This is a genomic window from Pseudomonas mucoides (genome assembly GCF_015461845.1).
In the GTDB taxonomy this organism is placed as follows: Bacteria; Pseudomonadota; Gammaproteobacteria; order Pseudomonadales; family Pseudomonadaceae; genus Aquipseudomonas; species Aquipseudomonas mucoides.
Genome location: NZ_JACOPW010000001.1, coordinates 1,282,164 through 1,301,257, shown reverse-complemented (window position 1 = coordinate 1,301,257; position 19,094 = coordinate 1,282,164). Strand labels below are relative to the sequence as shown.

The following is a 19,094-nucleotide window of genomic DNA, read 5'->3' as shown; positions in this document are numbered from 1 at the left end:
AGAACTACTAGGCAATATCGTGTTCGTACCGGATGTGCAAACACGCATAGGTTGGTTCTGTTCTCTAAGGGATGCTCATGCTTGAGAGTTGGCGGTTGGTTTTACGGTGTGGCGTCAGGTCGTTTCTGGTCAGTGGCGCTATCACCTACTCGGCATTGGCACCTGCGCTGGGTTTGGGGGACATCACGCTCCACTCCGCGCTGAACCAGCCGTTGAGTGCCGACATCGCCCTGGTGGATGTCGGTGGTCTGGAGGAGGGCGAGTTGTCCGTCAGCCTGGCGACGGCGGATGAATTCAGCCGTGCCGGCGTCGAGCGGGTGTTCTTCCTCAACAATCTGAAGTTCACCCCGATCCTGCGAGGCAATCGCAACCTGATCCGGGTGACCTCCACCAAAGCGGTCAAAGAACCTTTCCTGAATTTCGTGGTGCAGCTCAATCAGCCCAACGGGCGCTTGCTGCGCGAATACACGGTACTGATTGATCCGCCGGGCACCCCGGGGATTGAACCCGCCGCTGATGAGCCGGTTGGCGAACCCCAGCCTTCTGCATTTCCGGTCGTCAAACCGGCCAGTCCGCCAGTTGCACCTGCGAAGAACCCCGCTCCCCCGCAACCGGCCGTCACGCCTGTGAGTGATCCCGTTGTGGCCGAGCAACTGGCCGCCGCTGTCCTGCAAAACCAGCAACTGCAAAAAACCATCGATGAGTTGAAGGCGAAGCTGGCGGCTCAGGATGAGCAGATCGCCGGTCAGAAAAAGCAGATCACCGAACTGCAGACTCAATTGGCCGACGTCAGACAAATGCCAGCCGAGCCCGCTGCGCCGACGGCGGTCGTGCCCGCGCCTGTGGTTGTCGAGGAAGCGACCCATTGGCAATTGATCATCGGCCTGCTGGCACTGGTGGCGTTGGTGCTGCTCGGGTTGTTTCTTCGTCATCGACGTCAGCAGGTCGCGGCCTTGCCCGAGGCAACCCCCGATTTGCCGTCACGGCAGGAGCCGATGCTTGATCCTGCTGTGCAACCGTTAGTCCAAAAGACCCTGCTCAAACCGGCGTCCGATCATCGTGAAGAAACCTCAGCGGGTGATGTGCTGGAAGGGGTCGGCATCTACCTGACGTATGGCCGGTTTTCCGAAGCCGCTGCCATGTTGCGAGAGGCGCTGATGAAAGAGCCTGAGCGCACGGAGCTGGCGGTGCAGCTGCTGGAGGTGCTCGGCAAACAAGGCAATGTGACGGCCTATGACGCGCAGGAAAGCAGCCTGCGCGACGCCGGGTTCGACCCGCAAAAACTACAGGACATCCGCGCCAGCCATCCGAAACTGAGCAGTGCCGCACCCGTGGTGGCCGCGCCCGTAGTCGCACCGGCGGAAGCTGTGCCCAACGATGAATTCCAGTTGAACCTGGATGAGTTATCGATGGATTCAAATTGGGATCTGGTCAGCCCTTTTGACAGCCCACCGGCTTGCGCCAAACCGTCGGACGAGCTGACCTTCACCTCGAACCTGCACGTGTTGCCCGAGGTGTACGAACTGCCCGGCGAATCGTCGCAGCAAGCGCCCGAACTGGAATGGGACCCCGTGCCTGACACGCCATCACTGGATGACGACTTCCTCGACGAATTCAGCGAGGCGCCTCAGTCGCTGCACCTTGAACCGCTGAGCCTGGCCCCGGCGGCGCCATCCAACGCCGGCAAACTGGAACAAGCGCAGACCTGCATCGACGATGGCGACCTGGATCGCGCGATCACGCTGCTCAACGAATTGCTCAAGGACGGCGACGAACCGCTCAAGCAGACCGCCCGCAGTCTGTTGGCCGGTATCGGCTGAGGCTCTATGATGGCTGCGCTCCCAGACTCAGAGACTTGCCTGTCATGACCGCGCACAAACCGGAAATCATCATCACCTATTGCACGCAATGCCAATGGCTGTTGCGTGCCGCCTGGCTTGCTCAGGAACTGCTCAGCACCTTCGGTGATGACCTGGGCAAAGTGTCGCTGGTGCCCGGCACCGGTGGGGTGTTCCATATTTTTTGTGACGACGTGCAACTCTGGGAGCGTAAGGGCGATGGCGGTTTTCCCGAGGCCAAGGTGCTCAAGCAGCGAGTCCGCGATCAGATCGATCCGGACCGCGACCTGGGCCACAACGATCGCACTCAGTGAGACGCCGCTTCCGCCGCCACGGTTTTTTTGCTTGAACCACCGGACAGCCGGCTGGAAACCACGATCGCCACAATGATCAGCGCGCCGCCGATCAGCATCCGCAACGTCGGGTTTTCATTGAACAGCAGCCAGGCCATGGTGATCCCGTAAACGGGTTCCAGGGCGAACACCACCGCCGCCGTGCGGGCCTTGATCACCGCCAGGCTGGCGACGAACAGACTGTGGGCGACGCCGGTGCAGAACACCCCGAGCAGACTGATCCACAGCCAATCGATGCCACGCACTTCGCTCAACTGCGGTACCGCCACGGGCAGCAGGCACAGCGCGACCACCACGTTTTGACACAGCGCGGCCTGTACCGGCGGGATCCGTCCGGAACTGGCCCGGTTGGTCAGCGACAGCAGGGCAAACAACAACCCGGAACCGACGGCCCATAGCAGACCGGTGGTCGCGCCGCTCGCCAGATCGAAGTCCGGTGTGACCAACACCAGCCCGACACTGACCAATACCACCAGCAGGATTTCATTGGCGCGAATCCGCTCGCGGAAGATCAGCCCTTCGAGGATCACGGTAAACGCCGGGAAACTGGCAAAGCCCAAGGTCGCAATCGCCACGCCCGCGACTTTCACCGCAATAAAAAAACTCACCCAATGTCCGGCCAGCAGCAAACCGCTGAGCAGCAGGCGGCGCCAATCCACGGCTTCAAGTTTCTGCCAACGGGTGTTGCTGGCGAAACGCGCGAAAACCGCGAGTGCCAGCACCGCAAACGCAGCGCGGCCAAAGACGATGACAGCGGGGGACGCGGCGGCGAGTTTGCCGAACACACCGGTCAGGCCAAACATTAATGCGCCGATATGCAGGGCGCCAAGGGCGGTACGGGGAGTCATTGCAATCCTTGATAAACGAGTAAACCAAACCGACAGAAACTACGGATTTGTAGCAGCTGGCGCAGCCTGCGTCCGACTGCGGAGCGGTCGTAAAACCTGAAAACGCGGTGTATCAGACACATTGCATTTGTCCCGATGGCGACCGCTTCGCAGTCGGACGCAGGCTTTGCCAGCTGCTACATTTAATCGCGTGATGCGCGGTTTTTCTGTCGTCAGACTCGCCTCATTTGTCGCCAGCCTCGCGCCGCAGTTTGCCGGGAGAGGCGCCAAACTCGCGCAACACTGCGGCGGCGAAGGCGCTCTGTGAGCTGTAGCCGACCCGACTGGCAATCTCGCCGATGGGCAATGGCGAATCCCGCAGCAACCCCACCGCAATATGCAGCCGTCGACTGCGGATATAGTCCATCGGCGTCTGCCCGCATTCAGCCACAAACCGTGCGTGCAACCGGGCGCTGGACAACCCGGCGACACCGGCCAGGTCCGCCACTTGCAACGGATAAGCTGCATGCTGATCGATGTGCGCATTCATCGCTGCATACGGCAGGCGTCGTCCGCCCACGCTGGCTGGTTTGGCGTTGTTGAGGCTGGCCAATAACAGCACCGCGCCTTGTTGCGCGATCAACGGATCGTGGACCTGACTGCTCGCCAACCAACTGACCAATTGGCTCTGCCCGGCATCCAGCGGCAAGCGTCCAGCGTTGTCGAGCAGACGGCGACTGGCCTCGGCGTGATCGCCCAGCGACTGTGAAATCCATTGATCGCTCGGCACATCCAGCACCAGGCAGCGGCTGCCATTGCTGCTGCCGCAGGCGTGATGGAAACCGGACGGCACCACCACGAAACTCTGCTGCACCACCTGACTGCCACGCCCGTCGACTTCGAAATCCAGCGCGCCCGACAGCCCGAACACCAGTTGGGCGTGGTCGTGGCTGTGGACGATCAGGTCGTGGGTGTACTGGCGTAGTGTGAGGATCGGTCGCATCACCGCTCTCCTGGGCAAGATGGGGCCAGTCTACACCGGCCGGTTGCTGTCACAGGAATGACTCACCCCTGTCATGACCGATTAACCCGACCGGCGCAAGCTTGGAAAAACAATCGCAGAGGGTTGCCCATGACCAGCGCCGAGCTCGCCAAACCCAGTCGTAAGCAACGTGTGCGGACCTTGTGGATTTCAGATGTTCATCTGGGCACTCGAGACTGCCAGGCCGAGCACCTGTCGCAGTTTCTCAAGGGCTACCACGCGGACAAGATTTACCTGGTCGGCGACATCATCGATGGCTGGAAACTGCGCGGCGGCATGTACTGGCCCCAGGCGCACACCAACGTCATTCGTCGCTTGCTGACCATGAGCAAGCGCGGCACCGAAGTGATCTACGTCACCGGCAACCACGACGAGTTCCTGCGTCGTTACTCCAAGCTGATCCTGGGCAACATCCAGTTGGTCGACGAAGCCGTGCACGTCACCGCCGACGGCCGTCATCTGCTGGTGATCCACGGCGATCAGTTCGATGTCATCACCCGTTACCACCGCTGGCTGGCCTTCCTCGGGGACTCGGCCTACGAGTTCACCCTGACCCTCAACCGCTGGCTCAACCACTGGCGCGCCCGCTATGGCTACGGCTATTGGTCGTTGTCGGCGTACCTCAAGCACAAGGTTAAGACTGCAGTCAGCTTCATCAGCGATTTCGAGGAAGCCATCGCCCACGAATGCGTGAAGCGCGAGTTACATGGCGTGGTGTGCGGGCACATCCACCATGCCGAGATTCGCAAGGTGGGCGAGGTGGATTACCTCAATTGCGGGGATTGGGTGGAGTCGTGTACGGCGCTGATCGAGCATTGGGACGGGTCGATCGAGTTGTATCGGCTGGCGGATGCGCAGGCGCGTGAGGCGGAGTTGAAGGCGCTGAAGGTTGCCGAGCCGGCCTGAAATTTGCGGTGACTGGGCTGGCCTCATCGCGAGCAGGCTCACTCCTGCATTGAACTGAGTCTGCCTTGAGAACGCGGTCAACTGTAGGAGTGAGCCTGCTCGCGATGGACCGCGCAGCGGTCCCCTGAGGTGTATCAGGCCGGCGAATATTCTTCCATCGCCGCTTTGTAGATCGAGTTCTTCGGCTGCGCAAACAACCGTTCCATCATTGGCATAAAGAAACTCAACGGCAGCGTGTCATAGGCCGGGTCAAAGGCCGCCGCATCGTATTTGGCACAGAACTCGACGGTGGCCTGATACTGCGGATGGTCCTTGAACTGCTCGCGCAGGTGCCGATCCATGCCCAAATGGTGGAAAAAGTAATAGCCTTGGAAAATCCCGTGTTTCTCCACCATCCACAGATTCTCGGCGCTGACGAACGGCTTGAGAATCGCCGCGGCAATGTCCGGATGGTTGTAGGAACCCAAAGTGTCACCGATGTCATGCAGCAACGCGCACACCACATATTCCTCATCACGGCCATCGCGCCAGGCGCGGCTGGCGGTTTGCAGGGAGTGGGTGAGACGGTCCACCGGGAAGCCACCAAAATCGCCCTCCAGCAACTTCAGGTGCGCCACAATCCTTGAAGGCAATTGTTTCGCGTAGGCACTGAAGTCGGCGGCGATGATCGCCCAGTCTTCCCGGGTGCCATCCTTCATGTGGGTGAAACGGGCGTTGGCATTCATTGACTCTTCTCTCTTCGTGTTCACGACGCTTAAAACGGCACGCGACCCAGGATCATGTCGCGGTACATGACGAAGTCACCGAGCAGGCTATAAAGAGGATGCTGGAAGGTCGCAGGCCGATTCTTCTCGAAGAAAAAATGCCCGGCCCAGGCGAAGCTGTAACCCGCCAGCGGCAGGGCCCACAGCAGCAGCCACGCGCCTTTGCCGATGGTCAGGGCGAGAATGAAGATGACCAGGGTCGTGCCGATGAAGTGCAGTCGTCGGCAAGTGCTGTCACTGTGCTCGCTGAGGTAATACGGGTAGAACTCAGCAAAGCTGTTGAAACGTTTGATGTTTTCCACGACAGCGATCTCTGTGGTTGTTGTTCTGATTGCAAGATGTTCTGCGGGTAGCTTATTTGAGTCTAGAGTGATCATTGGCATCAGCCAGTGACAATAGGCGCCACTTTAGTATCCTTCGAAAACTAGCCGCGTCAGACGGCTCACTGAACAGTAAGCAAACGCCATGAGCGAACGAACGACTTCTGCAAGCTGGGCGATGGGGATTGTCAAAGCACTGGAGATGGACGGCCTGGATTGCCGGGCACTGTTCAAGCAGCTAGGGCTCGACTACGCCTCACTGGATGATCCGGATGCGCGTTTTCCGCAAGATTCCATGACGCGACTGTGGCAGCGCGCGGTCGAGCTGTCCGGCAACCCGGCGATCGGCCTGAACATGGGCAAGGTGGTGCGACCGGCGTCTTTCCATGTCGCCGGTTACGCCCTGATGTCCAGTCAGACCCTGGCCGAAGGCTTTCAGCGGCTGGTGCGCTATCAGCGGATCATTGCCGAAAGTGCCGACCTGAGTTTCCGTCTGCTGGATGAAGGTTATGCGCTGATTCTGACGGTCCACGGCGACCACTTGCCGCCGACCCGGCAAAGTGCCGAGGCGTCACTGGCCTGTGCGCTGGCATTGTGCGGCTGGTTGACCGGGCGGACCTTGCAACCGCTCAAGGTGCTGTTACAGGGCGATCAACCTGTCGACCTCGAACCCTATAAACAAGCCTTTCATGCGCCGTTGCTGTTCAACGCGCCTTACGACGCGTTGATCTTCGAACGGGCAGACATGGAAGCACCATTGCCGACCGCCAATGAAGCAATGGCGCTGTTGCATGACCGGTTTGCCGGCGAGTACCTGGCGCGGTTTTCCGAGAGCCGTGTGACGCACAAGGCGCGACAGGTATTGTGCCGTTTGCTGCCCCAAGGCGAACCCAAGCGCGATACCGTGGCGCAGACGCTGCACCTTTCACAACGCACCTTGCAGCGACGCTTGCAGGAAGAGGGCACTAGTTTCCAGGCCTTGCTCGATGACACCCGGCGCGAATTGGCCGAGCAGTACCTGGCCCAGCCCACCATGACCCTGCTGGAAATTGCCTACCTGCTGGGGTTCGCTGACCCGAGCAATTTCTTCCGCGCGTTCCGCCGCTGGTTTGATGCGACCCCCGGCGAGTACCGGGCGCACATGACCGAAGCGGCGGCGCAGGTCAGTGGCGCCAGAACGCAGGAATGCACAGAACAAACACCGTAATGATCTCCAGTCGGCCGAGCAGCATGCCAAACGACAGAATCCACTTGGCGGCGTCCGGCAACGACGAAAAGTTACCCGACGGCCCGATGGTCGGCCCCAACCCCGGCCCGACACCGGACACGGTACTGGCCGCGCCGGTCAGGGCAGTCATCCAGTCCACGCCGAGCAGTGAGAGCAGCAACGCGATGACGCAGATAATGATGGCGAAGAAGAACGAAAAGGTCAGGATCGAACGCACGATTTCTTCGTCGAGACGGTGACCGTTGTACTTCTGCTTGATCACCGCGCGCGGGTGAATCAATTGGTTAAGGTTGGCCTTGAGCAGGATATAGGCGACCTGGAAGCGGAAAATCTTGATCCCGCCGGCCGTCGAGCCTGAGCAGCCGCCGACAAAGCCCAGGTAAAAGAACAGCATCAGCGAGAAATTGCCCCACAGGCTGTAATCTCCCAGCGCAAAACCGGTGGTGGTGACCACCGATGTCACGTTAAACGCCACGTGCCGCAAGGCTTCGAGCCAATGCAGTTGGGTGGTCCACCAGTACCAGGTGCCAAGCACCAGCCAGGTCACCAGCAACATGCCGAGCATCCCTTGAACCTGTTGATCCTTGATCAAGGCCCGACGGTTGCCGCGCAAGGTTGCGACGTACAGGGTGAAGGGCAGGCTGCCGAGAATCATGATGACAATCGCCACCCAGTGCACCGCCGGCTGCGTCCATTTGGCCAGCGACTGGTCCGAGGTGGAAAAACCGCCAGTGGAGATCGCTGACATCGCGTGGTTGATCGCATCAAACAGGCTCATCCCGGCCCACCAGAGCGCGAGGCTGCCGATGATGGTGATGCCGACATAAGCCGCCACGATCAGACGCGCCACCATGTGCGAGCGAGGCATGACCTTTTCCGAACGGTCCGAGGACTCGGTCTGGAACAGGCGCATGCCACCGATGCGCAGCAACGGCAGAATCGCCACCGCCATGCCGATAAAACCGATGCCGCCGAGCCAGTGCAGCAGCGAACGCCAGATCAGGATGCCGGGTGACATGGAGTCCAGGCCGCTGAGGACCGTCGAACCGGTGGCGGTGATGCCGGACATGCTTTCAAAGATCGCGTCGGTGAAGCTGACATGTTGAGCCAGCATAAAAGGCAGTGAGGCGAAGAGGCAGACCACCAGCCAACTGCTGACGGTCAACAGGTACATGTCCCGTGGACGCAGGTGGATGTGTTCGGGGCGACCAGGGATAACCATCGCCAGGCCGGCGACGAAGGTAATCATGCTCGACCACAGGAACGAGGGGAGCTCGTGGGTGCGCTCGAAAATCACCAGGGTCGCCATGGGCACGACCATGGCAATGGCCAGCGTAATCAGGAAGATGCCGATGATAAAACCAATAATCCGTAAGGTCGGCAACGCCATGAAATCCGCTCGGGCTGTGGTGGGAGTGGGCGCCATTCTACCTGCGGGGCAGGGCATGTAAACCGACGCCGCTTGCGCACTTGCAGCTAGAATAGCCAAACATTTTTTCAGGAGGTGGCCGATGCAGGCTCTCGACGCTTTGCTCAACCGTGTTTCCGTTCCACGACTGCTTGACCCGGCACCGACTGCGGCGCAACGCGAAGTCCTGTTTGGCGCCGCCATGCGCGCCCCGGACCATGGTCATTTGCAGCCTTGGCGCTTCCTGACCGTCGAGGGCGCGGCGCGCGAGCAAATGGGCGAATTGCTGGCCGAAGCGGCGAAGTTGCAAGACAGCGAGGTGTCGGAGGCGGCGCTGGACAAGGCGCGCAACGGCCCGCTGCGCGCACCGTTGGTGGTGGTGGTGATTGCGCGGGTGCAGGATCACGTCAAGTACCCGAAATCCGAGCAACTGCTGGCCGCAGGCTGTGCAGCGCACGGAATTTTGCTGGCGGCGTATGCGCAAGGGATTGGCGCGGTATGGCGTACCGGTGAACTGGCCTACTCGGCGCATGTGGCCAAAGGGCTGGGGTTGGCGGAAGGGGAAGAGGTGATTGCGTTCCTTTACCTGGGCACACCGCAAAAAGAACCGCGTGTGGCCGAAAAAGCCGACCTCGCCGAGTTCGTCAGCGCGTGGCCTGCCAAGTCCTGAAGATCAAAAGAATCGCAGCCTCGTTTCACTCGACAGCTGCTACAGGTGCACACAGACCTCTGTAGCAGCTGTCGAGTGAAACGAGGCTGCGTGCTTTTTACGGTTGGACGACCGCCCCTGGCACCAGCGGCAATTCCAGACTGGCCACAAACCCGCCCTGCGGATGATTGGCCAGTACCAGACTCCCGCCATGACGTTCTGCCGCGCGGCGCGCGATCGCCAAACCCAGGCCATGCCCGGCGGCCGTTTGCCCTGGAGCTCGATAAAACGGCTCACCCAACTGATTCAAATGCTCGGTGTTCACGCCCGGTCCATGGTCACGCACGCTGACCACAATGCGCTCACCCTGACGCACGGCCTTCATTTCAATCGACTGCCCCACCGGATTAAAGCGCTGGGCGTTGCGCAGCAGATTGTCGACGGCGCGCTCGATCATCGTCGGCCAGCCCTTGAGGTTCAGTTGCGGTTCTGCCTCAAGACTTACGTTCTGTTCCGGTGAACTCAGTTGCGCATCCTTTTGCAGCGTATGAAGCAACGCGTTCAGGTCGACCTCTTCGGCACTGGCGTTGTCGGCGTCGACCCGCGCCAGTACGAGGATTTCGCTGATCAACGCTTCCAGCCGGTCGCATTCGCGGGTCAGGCGCGGCCAGAGTTTTTCCCGTTCTTCAGGGTTGGCCCGTTCCGCCAATGCCAGGGCAATGCGCAGTCGAGCGAGCGGGGAGCGCAATTCATGCGACACATCGCGCAGCAACTGCCGCTGACTGCCGATCAAGCTTTGCAGGCGTGAGCCCATGCGGTTGAAATCGTTGGCCAGCACGCCAAACTCATCGCGCCGGTTGGCCAGTTTCACCAGACTGTTCTGCTGATAAGTGGTTTGTCCCAGGTCATGCACGGCGCTGCGCAAACGGCTGAGCGGGCGGGTAATCGACAGGGTGACGAACAGGCTGAACAAGGTCAGCACCACCAACGCGATGCCCAGCGCACTCAACGGCCACAGCAGGCTTTCGCGGTGCCAGGAATCCAGTTCCGGGTGCGGAATGCGATAGATCAGCAGGTAGGTGTCGCCGGTTTTCTCGCTGGTGTATTCCGCGGTCAAACGACGCCATGGCAGGCGCCGGTCATCGTTGTTCTGCCGCGCTTCGAACGCGGCTGCGCGACGCGGAAAGGTCCCACGGACGACCGGGTCGCCGCTTTCGTTCAACACCTGAACGTCGATGTGATATTGACGTTTGCGCTGTTCCAGAATGTTTTGGGCGGCTTCTTCGCCTTGGGATTCGTAGGTTTGCGTCCACTCTTGCGCGAGGGTATTGAGGCCTGGATGGCGACTGAGGATCCACGCGTCCTGATTGAGCATGTGCCCCAGCAGAATGGAGAGCCCTGCCACCAGAGCGATGGCCAGCCAGAAGCTGGCCAGGATACGCCAGAACAATGAACGCACAGAAAATCCTCAAGCTGACGCAAGATCCTTGTAGGAGCGAGGCTTGCCCGCGAAGGCGATTTAACATTCAACATCTCTGTTGATTATGAAATCGCCTTCGCGGGCAAGCCTTGCTTCTGCAGTGGTAACAGACCCAACGGGGTTGGCCGTTGGGTCCGGGGTCAGCGCATTATTGCGCTTTTTGCGGTTGTTGCGCTTTCCAGGCCTTGAACTCGGCCCACTCGGCGCGACGCTCAGCCTGCTTTTTCTGGATCTCGTCGAATTTCTTCTGTTGATCCGGTTTCAGCACGGCGCGTACATCGGCTTCGGCTTTCTGATGCTTGGCGGTCATTTCGTCTTTCAGGGCTTTCTGGTCGGCTGGCGAGAGTTTCTCCAGGTACTTGTCGACCAGTTGCTTACGCTCGTGCATCTGCTCGCCCATGATCTTGCGGATCTGCTCGCGCTGTTCGCGGCTCAGGTCAAGCTGACTGTACGGGCCTTTACCGTGCATGCCGTGCATCTGACCGCCGTGGTGCGAGCCATCCATCGGCCCACCCATCGGGCCGGTGCCCTCAGGCATGGCCATGGCAACGGTCGGCAAAGCGGCGGCGAACATCAGAGCGATAAGAGTCTTGCGCATGGTGAATCTCCTTGTCTCGTTCCCGGTACGTTCCGGATGAGTACAGATTACGCAGATCAAGGTCAGCGGCGGTCAGCGAAGCGTAAAGCTTGGGTAAAGACGATTTCCCGCCGACCTGACACTTCCACCACCTTTTGGACACACATGGCCCGTGTAGCAGCTGTCGAGCCTGCGAGGCTGCGTTCGGTGGCGAAGCCGTCGTGAAATCAGGCGCTGCGGTTTTTCAGGAAAACCGCGTTTTCAGGGTTTACGACGGCTTCGCCACCGAACGCAGCCTCGCCGGGGCTCGGCAGCTGCTACAGAGGATCGCGTTCGGGATTAGAGGCTGTAGTAGTAACCACGGCTGCGCAGCGCAACGATGCGCGGGCGGCCGTCGGGGTGCGGGCCGATTTTCTTGCGCAGGTTACTGACGTGCATGTCCAGGCTGCGGTCGTACAGGGTCAGCTTGCGGCCGAGGGCGATTTGCGCCAGTTCCTGTTTGTCCAGCGGCTCGCCGGGTTGCTTGAGCAGGGCTTCAAGCAGACGGCTTTCGGAGACGGTGAGGGTGAATTCCTGTTCATCGATGCTGACCACGCCGCGCACCGGGCTGAAACACAGGTCGCCCAGTTCCAGCTGGCTTGACACTGCCGCCGGATGGCTGCGACGCAACACCGCGCGCAGGCGGGCTGTCAGTTCCCGTGGGTCGCAGGGTTTGGCCAGGTAATCGTCGGCGCCCAGTTCCAGGCCGAGGATGCGGTCCAGTGGCTCGCCGCGTGCCGACAGCATCAGCACCGGCAGGTCCGGGTGATCGCTGCGCAATTGCTTGAGCAGCTCCAGACCGCTGCCGTCGGGCAGCATCACGTCCAGCACCACGGCGGCGGGAGAGGTTTCGGCCAACGCGCGGCGGGCACTCTGGCCATCGTGGCAGGCACGGACCTGAAAGCCTTCCTGGCTCAACCAACTGCTCAGGAGCTCGCACAGCTCCTGGTCATCATCAATTAGTAACAGCTCGCTCATGAATCACTCAATTTAGCCATTGCCGACGTTTTCTGGTGGCACCACTGGCGAAGATACCGCAGAGCAGGGCCAATAGCGCTACTCCACCGCCGATAACAAACCATTGCTGCTGATCAGTCAGCAGACGTGGCAACGGGCTACTGGCCTGCGCTTCCTTGAGTTGCAGCTTGAGGCGCTGATTCTCTTGGCGCAACCGGCTCAGTTGAGCGCTTTCGCGTTCGGCATCGGTATTTTGCAGTTGCTTGCTCAATTCTTCCCGTTGCTGCTCGCTGACCTTCAAGCGTTGCTGCAACTCGCTAATCTGGCTGCCGGCGCTCAGGGACAAAGGCGTCGAATTAGCGCCCTCGGCGCTTTCTTCACCGTGGGCCGGGGCCATGATCGACAACGTCACCAACAACAGACACAACGGACCCTTGCGCATCGCGACTCCTGATTCCAATCGAGTGATTGGGCAGGTTGTCGGCAGGCAAACAAGAATAATGAGCGTTGAGAGCGCGATGAACCGACAAGGTTCAACGCGCGGGGGGCATTTGTGGGGGAGAGTTACGGCAGGACTTGCTTGAACGGCTTGACTGAAACGTTGGCGTAGACGCCTGCAGCGATATACGGGTCGGCGTCGGCCCAGGCCTGTGCGGCGCTCAGGGAGTCGAATTCGGCGACGATCAGGCTGCCGGTGAAACCCGCAGCGCCCGGATCATTGCTGTCGACCGCCGGGTGCGGACCGGCCAATACGATGCGGCCTTCGCCCTTGAGCACTTGCAGGCGCTCAAGGTGGGCAGGGCGCGCGGACAGTCGGGCTTGCAGCGAGTTGGCGACGTCTGTGGCAATGATTGCGTAGAGCATGTCAGTCCTCGGTTTTTGGCGTAGTGGTGTCGGTGTCGTGCAGGTGGCGGGACAGGTAAATGCCCTGGCCGACCAGGAACAGCAGCGTCATGCCCAGGCTGCCGAAGACTTTGAAGTCGACCCAGTAGTCCTGAAAGGTGAACGCGACGAACAGGTTGGCGGCGCCGCAAAACAGGAAAAAAGCGATCCAGGCGATGTTCAGGCGCGTCCAGACGGGCTCTGGCAGGGTCAGTGCATGGCCCATGATGCGCTTGATCAAAAGGCTGTCACCGACGAAGTGGCTGCCAATGAACGCGAGGGCAAACAACCAGTTCACTACCGGCGCTTTCCACTTGAGGAAGGTTTCGCTGTGGAACGCCAGGGTCAGGCTACCGAAGACCAGGCAGGCAATGAGGGTCAGCCACTGGCTCTTCTCAAGCTTGCGCTGCTTGATGAACAGCGCGCCGTAAACCACCAGCGAGCTGATGATCAACATCGCGGTGGCGCTGTAGATACCGCCTACAGTCAATTCATAACCGCCGATGTCGACGACCCGTGGGTCCAGTTTGAAGACGATGAAAAACAGCAGAAGCGGGATGAAATCGATGAATTGTTTCACAGTGGCAGCCAGAAGCAGGATGTGGCGGCATAATAACAAACATATGGGCGCGCGATAGCGCCAGCTGATTTGAGGTAACAAAGTCCTGTGAATGTTGATTTGCACTGCCATAGCACGGCCTCCGACGGCGCCCTGGCGCCTGCGGTACTGGTTGCGCGTGCGTTCGAGAAAGGCGTGCGAGTCCTGGCCTTGACCGATCACGACACCCTTGAGGGCCTCGATGAGGCCCGCACAGCCGCGACGGCGCTGGGGATGCAACTGGTCAATGGCGTCGAATTGTCCTGCACCTGGGGCGGCGCGACCATTCACGTATTGGGTTACGGATTTGATGTCACGGCGCCGCCGTTGGTCGAGGCGATTGCAAAATTGCACGATGGCCGTTGGCTACGGTCCGAAGAAATAAGCCGCAAGCTGGCGTTGAAAGGCATGCCGGGAGCGCTGGAAGGTGCCCGCGCCATGCAGCAGGAGCTGGGCGACAGCGGCAACGCGCCGGCCCGTCCGCACTTTGCCGACTGGATGGTGCGTGAAGGGTTTGTAAAGGATCGCGCCGAAGCCTTCCGCAAATGGCTGGGCGCCGGCAAGCTGGGCGACGTCAAGCAACACTGGCCGACCCTCGAAGAAACCGTCGAAACCCTGCGCGCGGCGAAGGCCTGGGTCAGCCTGGCGCATCCCTGGCACTACGATTTCACTCGCAGCAAGCGTCGTCGCCTGATTTCTGACTATATTCAAGCCGGGGGCCACGCGATTGAAGTGGTCAATGGTCATCAGCCCGCCGAACAAGTGGGCAGCCTGGCCATTCTTGCCCGTGAGTTCGGTCTGCTGGTCAGCGCCGGCAGTGATTTTCATGGCCCTGGAGGCTGGTCCGAGATCGGCGAATATCGCCCGCTCCCGGAGGATCTGCCACCACTGTGGTGTCGATTCAAACATGACCCAATTATTGCCGCCGTCTGAACAGGTAGAGAATGTGAGTCAATTTTTCCAGATTCATCCGGAAAACCCGCAAGCGCGCCTGATCAAACAGGCGGTTGAGATCATCCGCAAAGGCGGGGTGGTGATTTATCCCACGGACTCGTCCTACGCCATTGGTTGCCAGATCGGCGACAAGAATGCCGTGGACCGCGTACGCCGTTTACGCGGGCTGGATGACAAACACAACTTTGCGCTGATTTGCAGCGACCTGTCGCAGCTGGGGCTGTTCGCCAAGATCGATACCGGCACGTTCCGTCTGCTCAAGGCGCACCTGCCCGGGCCTTACACCTTTATTCTCAACGCCACCCGCGAAGTGCCGCGTCTGCTGCTGCATCCGAAAAAGCGCACCATCGGCCTGCGAGTACCTAGTCATCCGATTGCGCTGGCCTTGCTGGCCGAACTCGGCGAGCCGCTGATGAGCGTGACCCTGATCATGCCCGGCGACGAAGACCCGTTGAGCGATCCGTACGAAATGCGTCAATTGCTTGAGCATCAGGTGGACTTGATCATCGACGGCGGTTTCGGCGGGATCAAGGCGTCCACCGTGATCGACCTGACCGGCGACGACCCGGAAGTGATCCGTGTCGGTTGCGGCGACCCTGCGCCGTTCATGGCCGAGGCGTAGATGTCTGCAGTAGAACCCGCAGTCGACAGTCAGGCCGGAGCCCAGCAAGAGCTGCCCTTCGCGATGGTGTATGGCCAGGCGGTGCTGGAAATGCCGCTGGACCTGTACATCCCGCCGGATGCGCTCGAGGTCTTTCTCGAGGCCTTCGAAGGCCCGCTCGACCTGCTGCTGTACCTGATTCGCAAACAGAACATCAACATCCTCGACATCCCGGTGGCGGAAATCACTCGCCAATACATGGGCTATGTCGAGCTGATGCAGTCGGTGCGCCTGGAGCTGGCCGCCGAGTACCTGGTGATGGCCGCGATGCTGGCCGAGATCAAGTCGCGGATGCTGTTGCCCCGCGCCGAAACCATCGAAGACGAAGAAGAGGACCCGCGCGCCGAGCTGATCCGCCGCTTGCAGGAATACGAGCGTTTCAAGGCGGCCGCCGAAGGCATCGATGGCCTGACCCGTGTCGGGCGTGACGTGGTGGTGCCCAAGCTGGATGCCCCGGAAGCCCGGGCGCGCAAACTGTTGCCGGATGTGCGCCTGTCTGAATTGCTGTTGTCCATGGCCGAAGTCCTGCGCCGTGGCGACATGTTCGAAAGTCACCAGGTCAGCCGCGAGGCGTTGTCCACCCGCGAGCGCATGAGCGATGTGCTGGATCGGCTCAAGGGCGGAGGTTTCGTGCCCTTTGTCGAGCTGTTCACGGCAGAAGAGGGGCGACTCGGGGTGGTGGTGACCTTTATGGCGATCCTCGAACTGGTCAAGGAATCCTTGGTCGAGCTGGTGCAGAATGAGCCGTTCGCAGCGATCCACGTGCGGGCCCGAGCCGAATAACGAGTTGAATCATGAACCTGACTGAACCCCGCGAGCTGGCGCCACTGCTTGAAGCCTTTCTGTTGGCCTCGGGAAAACCGCAATCGCTTGAACGCCTGTTCGAACTCTTTGAAGAGGGCGAGCGGCCGGAGCCGCCGGTTTTCAAGAAAGCGCTGACGATCCTGGCCAAGTCCTGTGACGGGCGCGCGTTCGAGCTGAAAGAAGTCGCCTCCGGCTATCGCCTGCAAATCCGCGAAAAATTCTCGCCGTGGGTTGGGCGTTTGTGGGAAGAGCGGCCGCAGCGATATTCCCGCGCCATGCTCGAAACCATCGCGCTGATCGCCTATCGCCAGCCGATCACCCGGGGCGAGATCGAAGACGTGCGGGGCGTGGCGGTCAACAGTCAGATCGTCAAGACGCTGATGGAACGCGAGTGGATCCGCATCGTCGGCTACCGCGATGTGCCCGGCAAACCGGCGATGTTCGCGACCACCAAGGCGTTTCTCGATCACTTCAACCTGAAAAACCTCGACGATCTGCCGCCGCTGGCCGAACTGCGCGAGCTGGAACCGGACCCGGTACTCGACTTCGACGATGCGCCCGTGCCTGCCAGCCTGCAAGCGTTGGCGGACGCCAGCGCCGAGCCGGAAGAACCCAAGGAAGAAACCAGTTTCCACACGTTGTTGCTGGAGCTGGACACCATGGAGGAGGGGCTCAAGACCGACTTCGACGATTTGTTGCGCGATGGCGAGATGACTGCGGTTGAGCCTGACATCGACAGTGCACCTCCGGTTGAGCCCGAAGCCGCAGTCGAAACAGAGCCGGAACCGGAGCTCGAAGACGATATTCTGGGCGTCGCTGAAGCTCGCGAAAAACTATTGGCCGCGGTTGCCGCCCTCGAACAACCGAAACCCGAGCCCGAGCTGAGCGACGAAGAAGCCGAAGCCCGGGCGCTCGCCGAAGCCATCGAAGCCGAACGCCGCGAGTTCGACGATTGACGCAATCCCTGAGGTCCATGGAGATCCTTGTGGGAGCGAGCTTGCTCGCGATGAGGGCGTGTCAGTCAACATAATTGCTGCCTGACCCACCGCTATCGCGAGCAAGCTCGCTCCCACAGGGTTTCGTGTGTATAGAGACATTTGCGATGAGCTCAACCAAAGACCCCTGCATCAACCTCTGCAAATTCACCGACGACATCTGCCTCGGCTGCGGCCGCAGCAAGCGTGAAATCAGGGCCTGGAAGAAACTCGACAAGCTCGACAAACACACCGTTCTCGCTGAAGCATCGCTCAGGTTGATCAAACTCGGCGCCACCGGTCGGCGGAAAAACAAGTAAGTCCGCGTTCATCAGCTAGTCTCTGATGCGCAAATGCCCACATGGGCGTATGATTCGCGACCCTTCGGCGATCCCTTCGCCCAAGTGAACAGATTTACATCGCTTCAGGACCCTCACTTCAGAGCTTCCTGAACAGACCACACCGGGAGGTGCCCAGATGAGTATCAACGACCAGAAAGACGACCAGGAAATCGGCCCAGCAGGCGAAAAACTGCAGAAAGTCCTCGCCCGTATCGGCGTCGGCTCGCGCCGTGACGTAGAAGCCTGGATCAGCCACGGCCGCATCAAGGTCAATGGCAAAGACGCCACGCTCGGTCAGCGTGTCGACATGCATGACGCCATCACCATCGATGGCCGCGTGATCAAGCGCGAAGAAGCCGCCGAGTCGGTACGCCGCGTGATCATGTACAACAAGCCCGACGGTGAAATCTGCACCCGCCTCGACCCGGAAGGCCGTCCGACCGTATTCGACAAGATGCCAAAACCGAAAGAAGGTCGCTGGATCAACATCGGCCGTCTGGACATCAACACCACCGGTCTGCTGATGTTCACCACCGACGGTGAGCTGGCTAACCGCCTGATGCACCCTTCCTACGAAATGGACCGTGAATACGCGGTACGTGTACGTGGCGAAGTCGATGACGAGATGATTGAGCGTCTGAAAGCAGGCGTCGTCCTTGAAGACGGCCCGGCCAAGTTCACCGACATCAAGCAGGCGCCAGGCGGCGAAGGTTTCAACCACTGGTACCACTGCGTGGTGATGGAAGGTCGCAACCGTGAAGTTCGTCGTCTGTGGGAATCCCAGGGCCTGGTGGTCAGCCGTCTGAAGCGCGTGCGCTTCGGTCCGGTGTTCCTCAACTCCGACCTGCCGATGGGCCGCTGGCGCGAAATGAGCCAGTACGAAGTCGACATTCTGAGTGCTGAAGTCGGCCTGACGCCGGTTGCAATGCCGCAGATGAACGCGAAGAGCAAAGACAAGCTCGACCGTATGCAGCGTAAATCGTCGCGTCCGATGGGCAAGACCGAGCGCGTGCGCACCCTGCGTCCAGCGGCCGGTGCACAGCCAACGGTTGCTCCGCGTGATTCCCGTGAGCCGCATTTCGAAGGTGAACGTCCAGCCCGCAAGCCAGCAGCCCCTCGTGCTGATGGCGAGCGCGGTCCACGCACGCCACGTCCGGCCAACGGTCGCACCGAGCGCGGCGAAGGCCGTGGTGCGCCAAGCGGCGGTCGCAGTGATCGCGGTGCTCCGGCAGGTCGCGGTGAGTCGGGTCGCGGTACGCCAGTGGCGGACCGTCCTGCTGATACCAAGCGCCCGGCCAAGCCAGCGCCGAAGAAGCGCCCAGGCATCGTCCTGGTCGACAAGGACGCGCCATCGGGCAAGCGTCGCGGTGCGCCAGCCGGTTCGGGCCAGCGTCCGGGCTTTGGTCGTCGCAAGCCTGAGTAATCGGTAAGCACCCTATAAAAAACGCCATCCCTCGGGATGGCGTTTTTTTTTGCCTGACTGATCGGAATG

Annotated in this window: 22 protein-coding genes; 11 read left to right on the top strand and 11 right to left on the bottom strand. The window is 60.5% G+C overall.

Features of this window, described 5'->3' with window-relative positions; genetic code table 11:
• Nucleotides 1-77 precede the first annotated feature (77 nt).
• Nucleotides 78-1,820 (top strand): FimV/HubP family polar landmark protein, encoded by a 1,743-nt coding sequence (locus H8F22_RS06170; protein ID WP_194939842.1) that lies wholly within the window; start codon nucleotides 78-80, stop codon nucleotides 1,818-1,820.
• A gap of 44 nt (nucleotides 1,821-1,864) precedes the next feature.
• Nucleotides 1,865-2,152: a SelT/SelW/SelH family protein gene (locus H8F22_RS06165; protein ID WP_027922289.1), complete on the top strand. Its 288-nt coding sequence runs from the start codon at nucleotides 1,865-1,867 to the stop codon at nucleotides 2,150-2,152.
• Here the strand turns inward: H8F22_RS06165 and H8F22_RS06160 are convergent.
• Together H8F22_RS06160 and H8F22_RS06155 are read right to left on the bottom strand one after the other, a co-directional pair.
• Nucleotides 2,146-3,039, bottom strand: a complete 894-nt coding sequence (locus H8F22_RS06160) for a DMT family transporter (RefSeq protein ID WP_027922290.1) — start codon at nucleotides 3,037-3,039, stop codon at nucleotides 2,146-2,148. The genes H8F22_RS06165 and H8F22_RS06160 overlap by 7 nt on opposite strands.
• A gap of 223 nt (nucleotides 3,040-3,262) precedes the next feature.
• The gene (locus tag H8F22_RS06155) at nucleotides 3,263-4,021 is read right to left on the bottom strand and encodes a helix-turn-helix transcriptional regulator (RefSeq protein ID WP_027922291.1); all 759 of its coding nucleotides are present in this window, start codon (nucleotides 4,019-4,021) and stop codon (nucleotides 3,263-3,265) included.
• Between the two features lie 129 nt (nucleotides 4,022-4,150).
• Here H8F22_RS06155 and H8F22_RS06150 point away from each other — a divergent pair, with 129 nt between their 5' ends.
• On the top strand, nucleotides 4,151-4,966 hold the full coding sequence (locus H8F22_RS06150) for a UDP-2,3-diacylglucosamine diphosphatase (protein ID WP_027922292.1): 816 nt from the start codon (nucleotides 4,151-4,153) through the stop codon (nucleotides 4,964-4,966).
• A gap of 134 nt (nucleotides 4,967-5,100) precedes the next feature.
• On the opposite strand, the gene H8F22_RS06145 is transcribed toward H8F22_RS06150, so the two are convergent.
• Entirely contained in the window at nucleotides 5,101-5,691 is a 591-nt protein-coding gene (locus tag H8F22_RS06145) for an HD domain-containing protein (RefSeq protein WP_059181402.1), read from the bottom strand.
• Between the two features lie 29 nt (nucleotides 5,692-5,720).
• Complete coding sequence (locus H8F22_RS06140; RefSeq protein WP_027922294.1) at nucleotides 5,721-6,032, bottom strand: DUF962 domain-containing protein; 312 nt, start codon at nucleotides 6,030-6,032, stop codon at nucleotides 5,721-5,723.
• Nucleotides 6,033-6,195: 163 nt separating this feature from the next.
• Here H8F22_RS06140 and H8F22_RS06135 point away from each other — a divergent pair, with 163 nt between their 5' ends.
• On the top strand, nucleotides 6,196-7,257 hold the full coding sequence (locus tag H8F22_RS06135) for an AraC family transcriptional regulator (RefSeq protein WP_081743913.1): 1,062 nt from the start codon (nucleotides 6,196-6,198) through the stop codon (nucleotides 7,255-7,257).
• Here the strand turns inward: H8F22_RS06135 and H8F22_RS06130 are convergent.
• Nucleotides 7,214-8,668, bottom strand: a complete 1,455-nt coding sequence (locus tag H8F22_RS06130; protein WP_194939841.1) for a TrkH family potassium uptake protein — start codon at nucleotides 8,666-8,668, stop codon at nucleotides 7,214-7,216. The genes H8F22_RS06135 and H8F22_RS06130 overlap by 44 nt on opposite strands.
• Before the next feature lie 121 nt (nucleotides 8,669-8,789).
• Between H8F22_RS06130 and H8F22_RS06125 the strand changes: the two genes are divergently transcribed.
• Nucleotides 8,790-9,356 carry a nitroreductase family protein gene (locus H8F22_RS06125; protein ID WP_027922297.1) on the top strand — a complete coding sequence of 189 codons (567 nt, stop codon included), beginning with the start codon at nucleotides 8,790-8,792 and terminating at the stop codon, nucleotides 9,354-9,356.
• Between the two features lie 97 nt (nucleotides 9,357-9,453).
• Here the strand turns inward: H8F22_RS06125 and H8F22_RS06120 are convergent, their stop codons facing one another.
• The 6 genes from H8F22_RS06120 to H8F22_RS06095 form a co-directional block, all read right to left on the bottom strand.
• Complete coding sequence (locus tag H8F22_RS06120; RefSeq protein WP_059181399.1) at nucleotides 9,454-10,794, bottom strand: sensor histidine kinase; 1,341 nt, start codon at nucleotides 10,792-10,794, stop codon at nucleotides 9,454-9,456.
• Between the two features lie 169 nt (nucleotides 10,795-10,963).
• On the bottom strand, nucleotides 10,964-11,413 hold the full coding sequence (locus H8F22_RS06115) for a Spy/CpxP family protein refolding chaperone (protein ID WP_194939840.1): 450 nt from the start codon (nucleotides 11,411-11,413) through the stop codon (nucleotides 10,964-10,966).
• Nucleotides 11,414-11,731: 318 nt separating this feature from the next.
• Entirely contained in the window at nucleotides 11,732-12,409 is a 678-nt protein-coding gene (locus H8F22_RS06110; protein ID WP_027922300.1) for a response regulator transcription factor, read from the bottom strand.
• 7 nt (nucleotides 12,410-12,416) lie between these two features.
• Entirely contained in the window at nucleotides 12,417-12,830 is a 414-nt protein-coding gene (locus H8F22_RS06105; protein ID WP_027922301.1) for a translation initiation factor 2, read from the bottom strand.
• A gap of 122 nt (nucleotides 12,831-12,952) precedes the next feature.
• Nucleotides 12,953-13,252, bottom strand: coding sequence for a YciI family protein (locus H8F22_RS06100; protein WP_027922302.1), 300 nt, complete (start codon nucleotides 13,250-13,252; stop codon nucleotides 12,953-12,955).
• Nucleotide 13,253: 1 nt separating this feature from the next.
• Nucleotides 13,254-13,850: a septation protein A gene (locus tag H8F22_RS06095; RefSeq protein WP_194939839.1), complete on the bottom strand. Its 597-nt coding sequence runs from the start codon at nucleotides 13,848-13,850 to the stop codon at nucleotides 13,254-13,256.
• Nucleotides 13,851-13,937: 87 nt separating this feature from the next.
• Between H8F22_RS06095 and H8F22_RS06090 the strand changes: the two genes are divergently transcribed.
• From H8F22_RS06090 to rluB, 6 genes are all read left to right on the top strand, one after another.
• Nucleotides 13,938-14,801 carry a PHP domain-containing protein gene (locus H8F22_RS06090; RefSeq protein WP_027922304.1) on the top strand — a complete coding sequence of 288 codons (864 nt, stop codon included), beginning with the start codon at nucleotides 13,938-13,940 and terminating at the stop codon, nucleotides 14,799-14,801.
• Nucleotides 14,802-14,814: 13 nt separating this feature from the next.
• Nucleotides 14,815-15,444 (top strand): L-threonylcarbamoyladenylate synthase, encoded by a 630-nt coding sequence (locus tag H8F22_RS06085; protein WP_032833461.1) that lies wholly within the window; start codon nucleotides 14,815-14,817, stop codon nucleotides 15,442-15,444.
• The gene (locus H8F22_RS06080) at nucleotides 15,445-16,266 is read left to right on the top strand and encodes a segregation and condensation protein A (protein ID WP_027922306.1); all 822 of its coding nucleotides are present in this window, start codon (nucleotides 15,445-15,447) and stop codon (nucleotides 16,264-16,266) included.
• Nucleotides 16,267-16,277: 11 nt separating this feature from the next.
• On the top strand, nucleotides 16,278-17,243 hold the full coding sequence (gene scpB / locus H8F22_RS06075) for an SMC-Scp complex subunit ScpB (RefSeq protein WP_027922307.1): 966 nt from the start codon (nucleotides 16,278-16,280) through the stop codon (nucleotides 17,241-17,243).
• A 146-nt stretch (nucleotides 17,244-17,389) separates the two neighbouring features.
• Nucleotides 17,390-17,581: a DUF1289 domain-containing protein gene (locus tag H8F22_RS06070; protein WP_059181396.1), complete on the top strand. Its 192-nt coding sequence runs from the start codon at nucleotides 17,390-17,392 to the stop codon at nucleotides 17,579-17,581.
• A 157-nt stretch (nucleotides 17,582-17,738) separates the two neighbouring features.
• Entirely contained in the window at nucleotides 17,739-19,025 is a 1,287-nt protein-coding gene (gene rluB / locus H8F22_RS06065; protein WP_027922309.1) for a 23S rRNA pseudouridine(2605) synthase RluB, read from the top strand.
• Nucleotides 19,026-19,094: the final 69 nt, after the last annotated feature.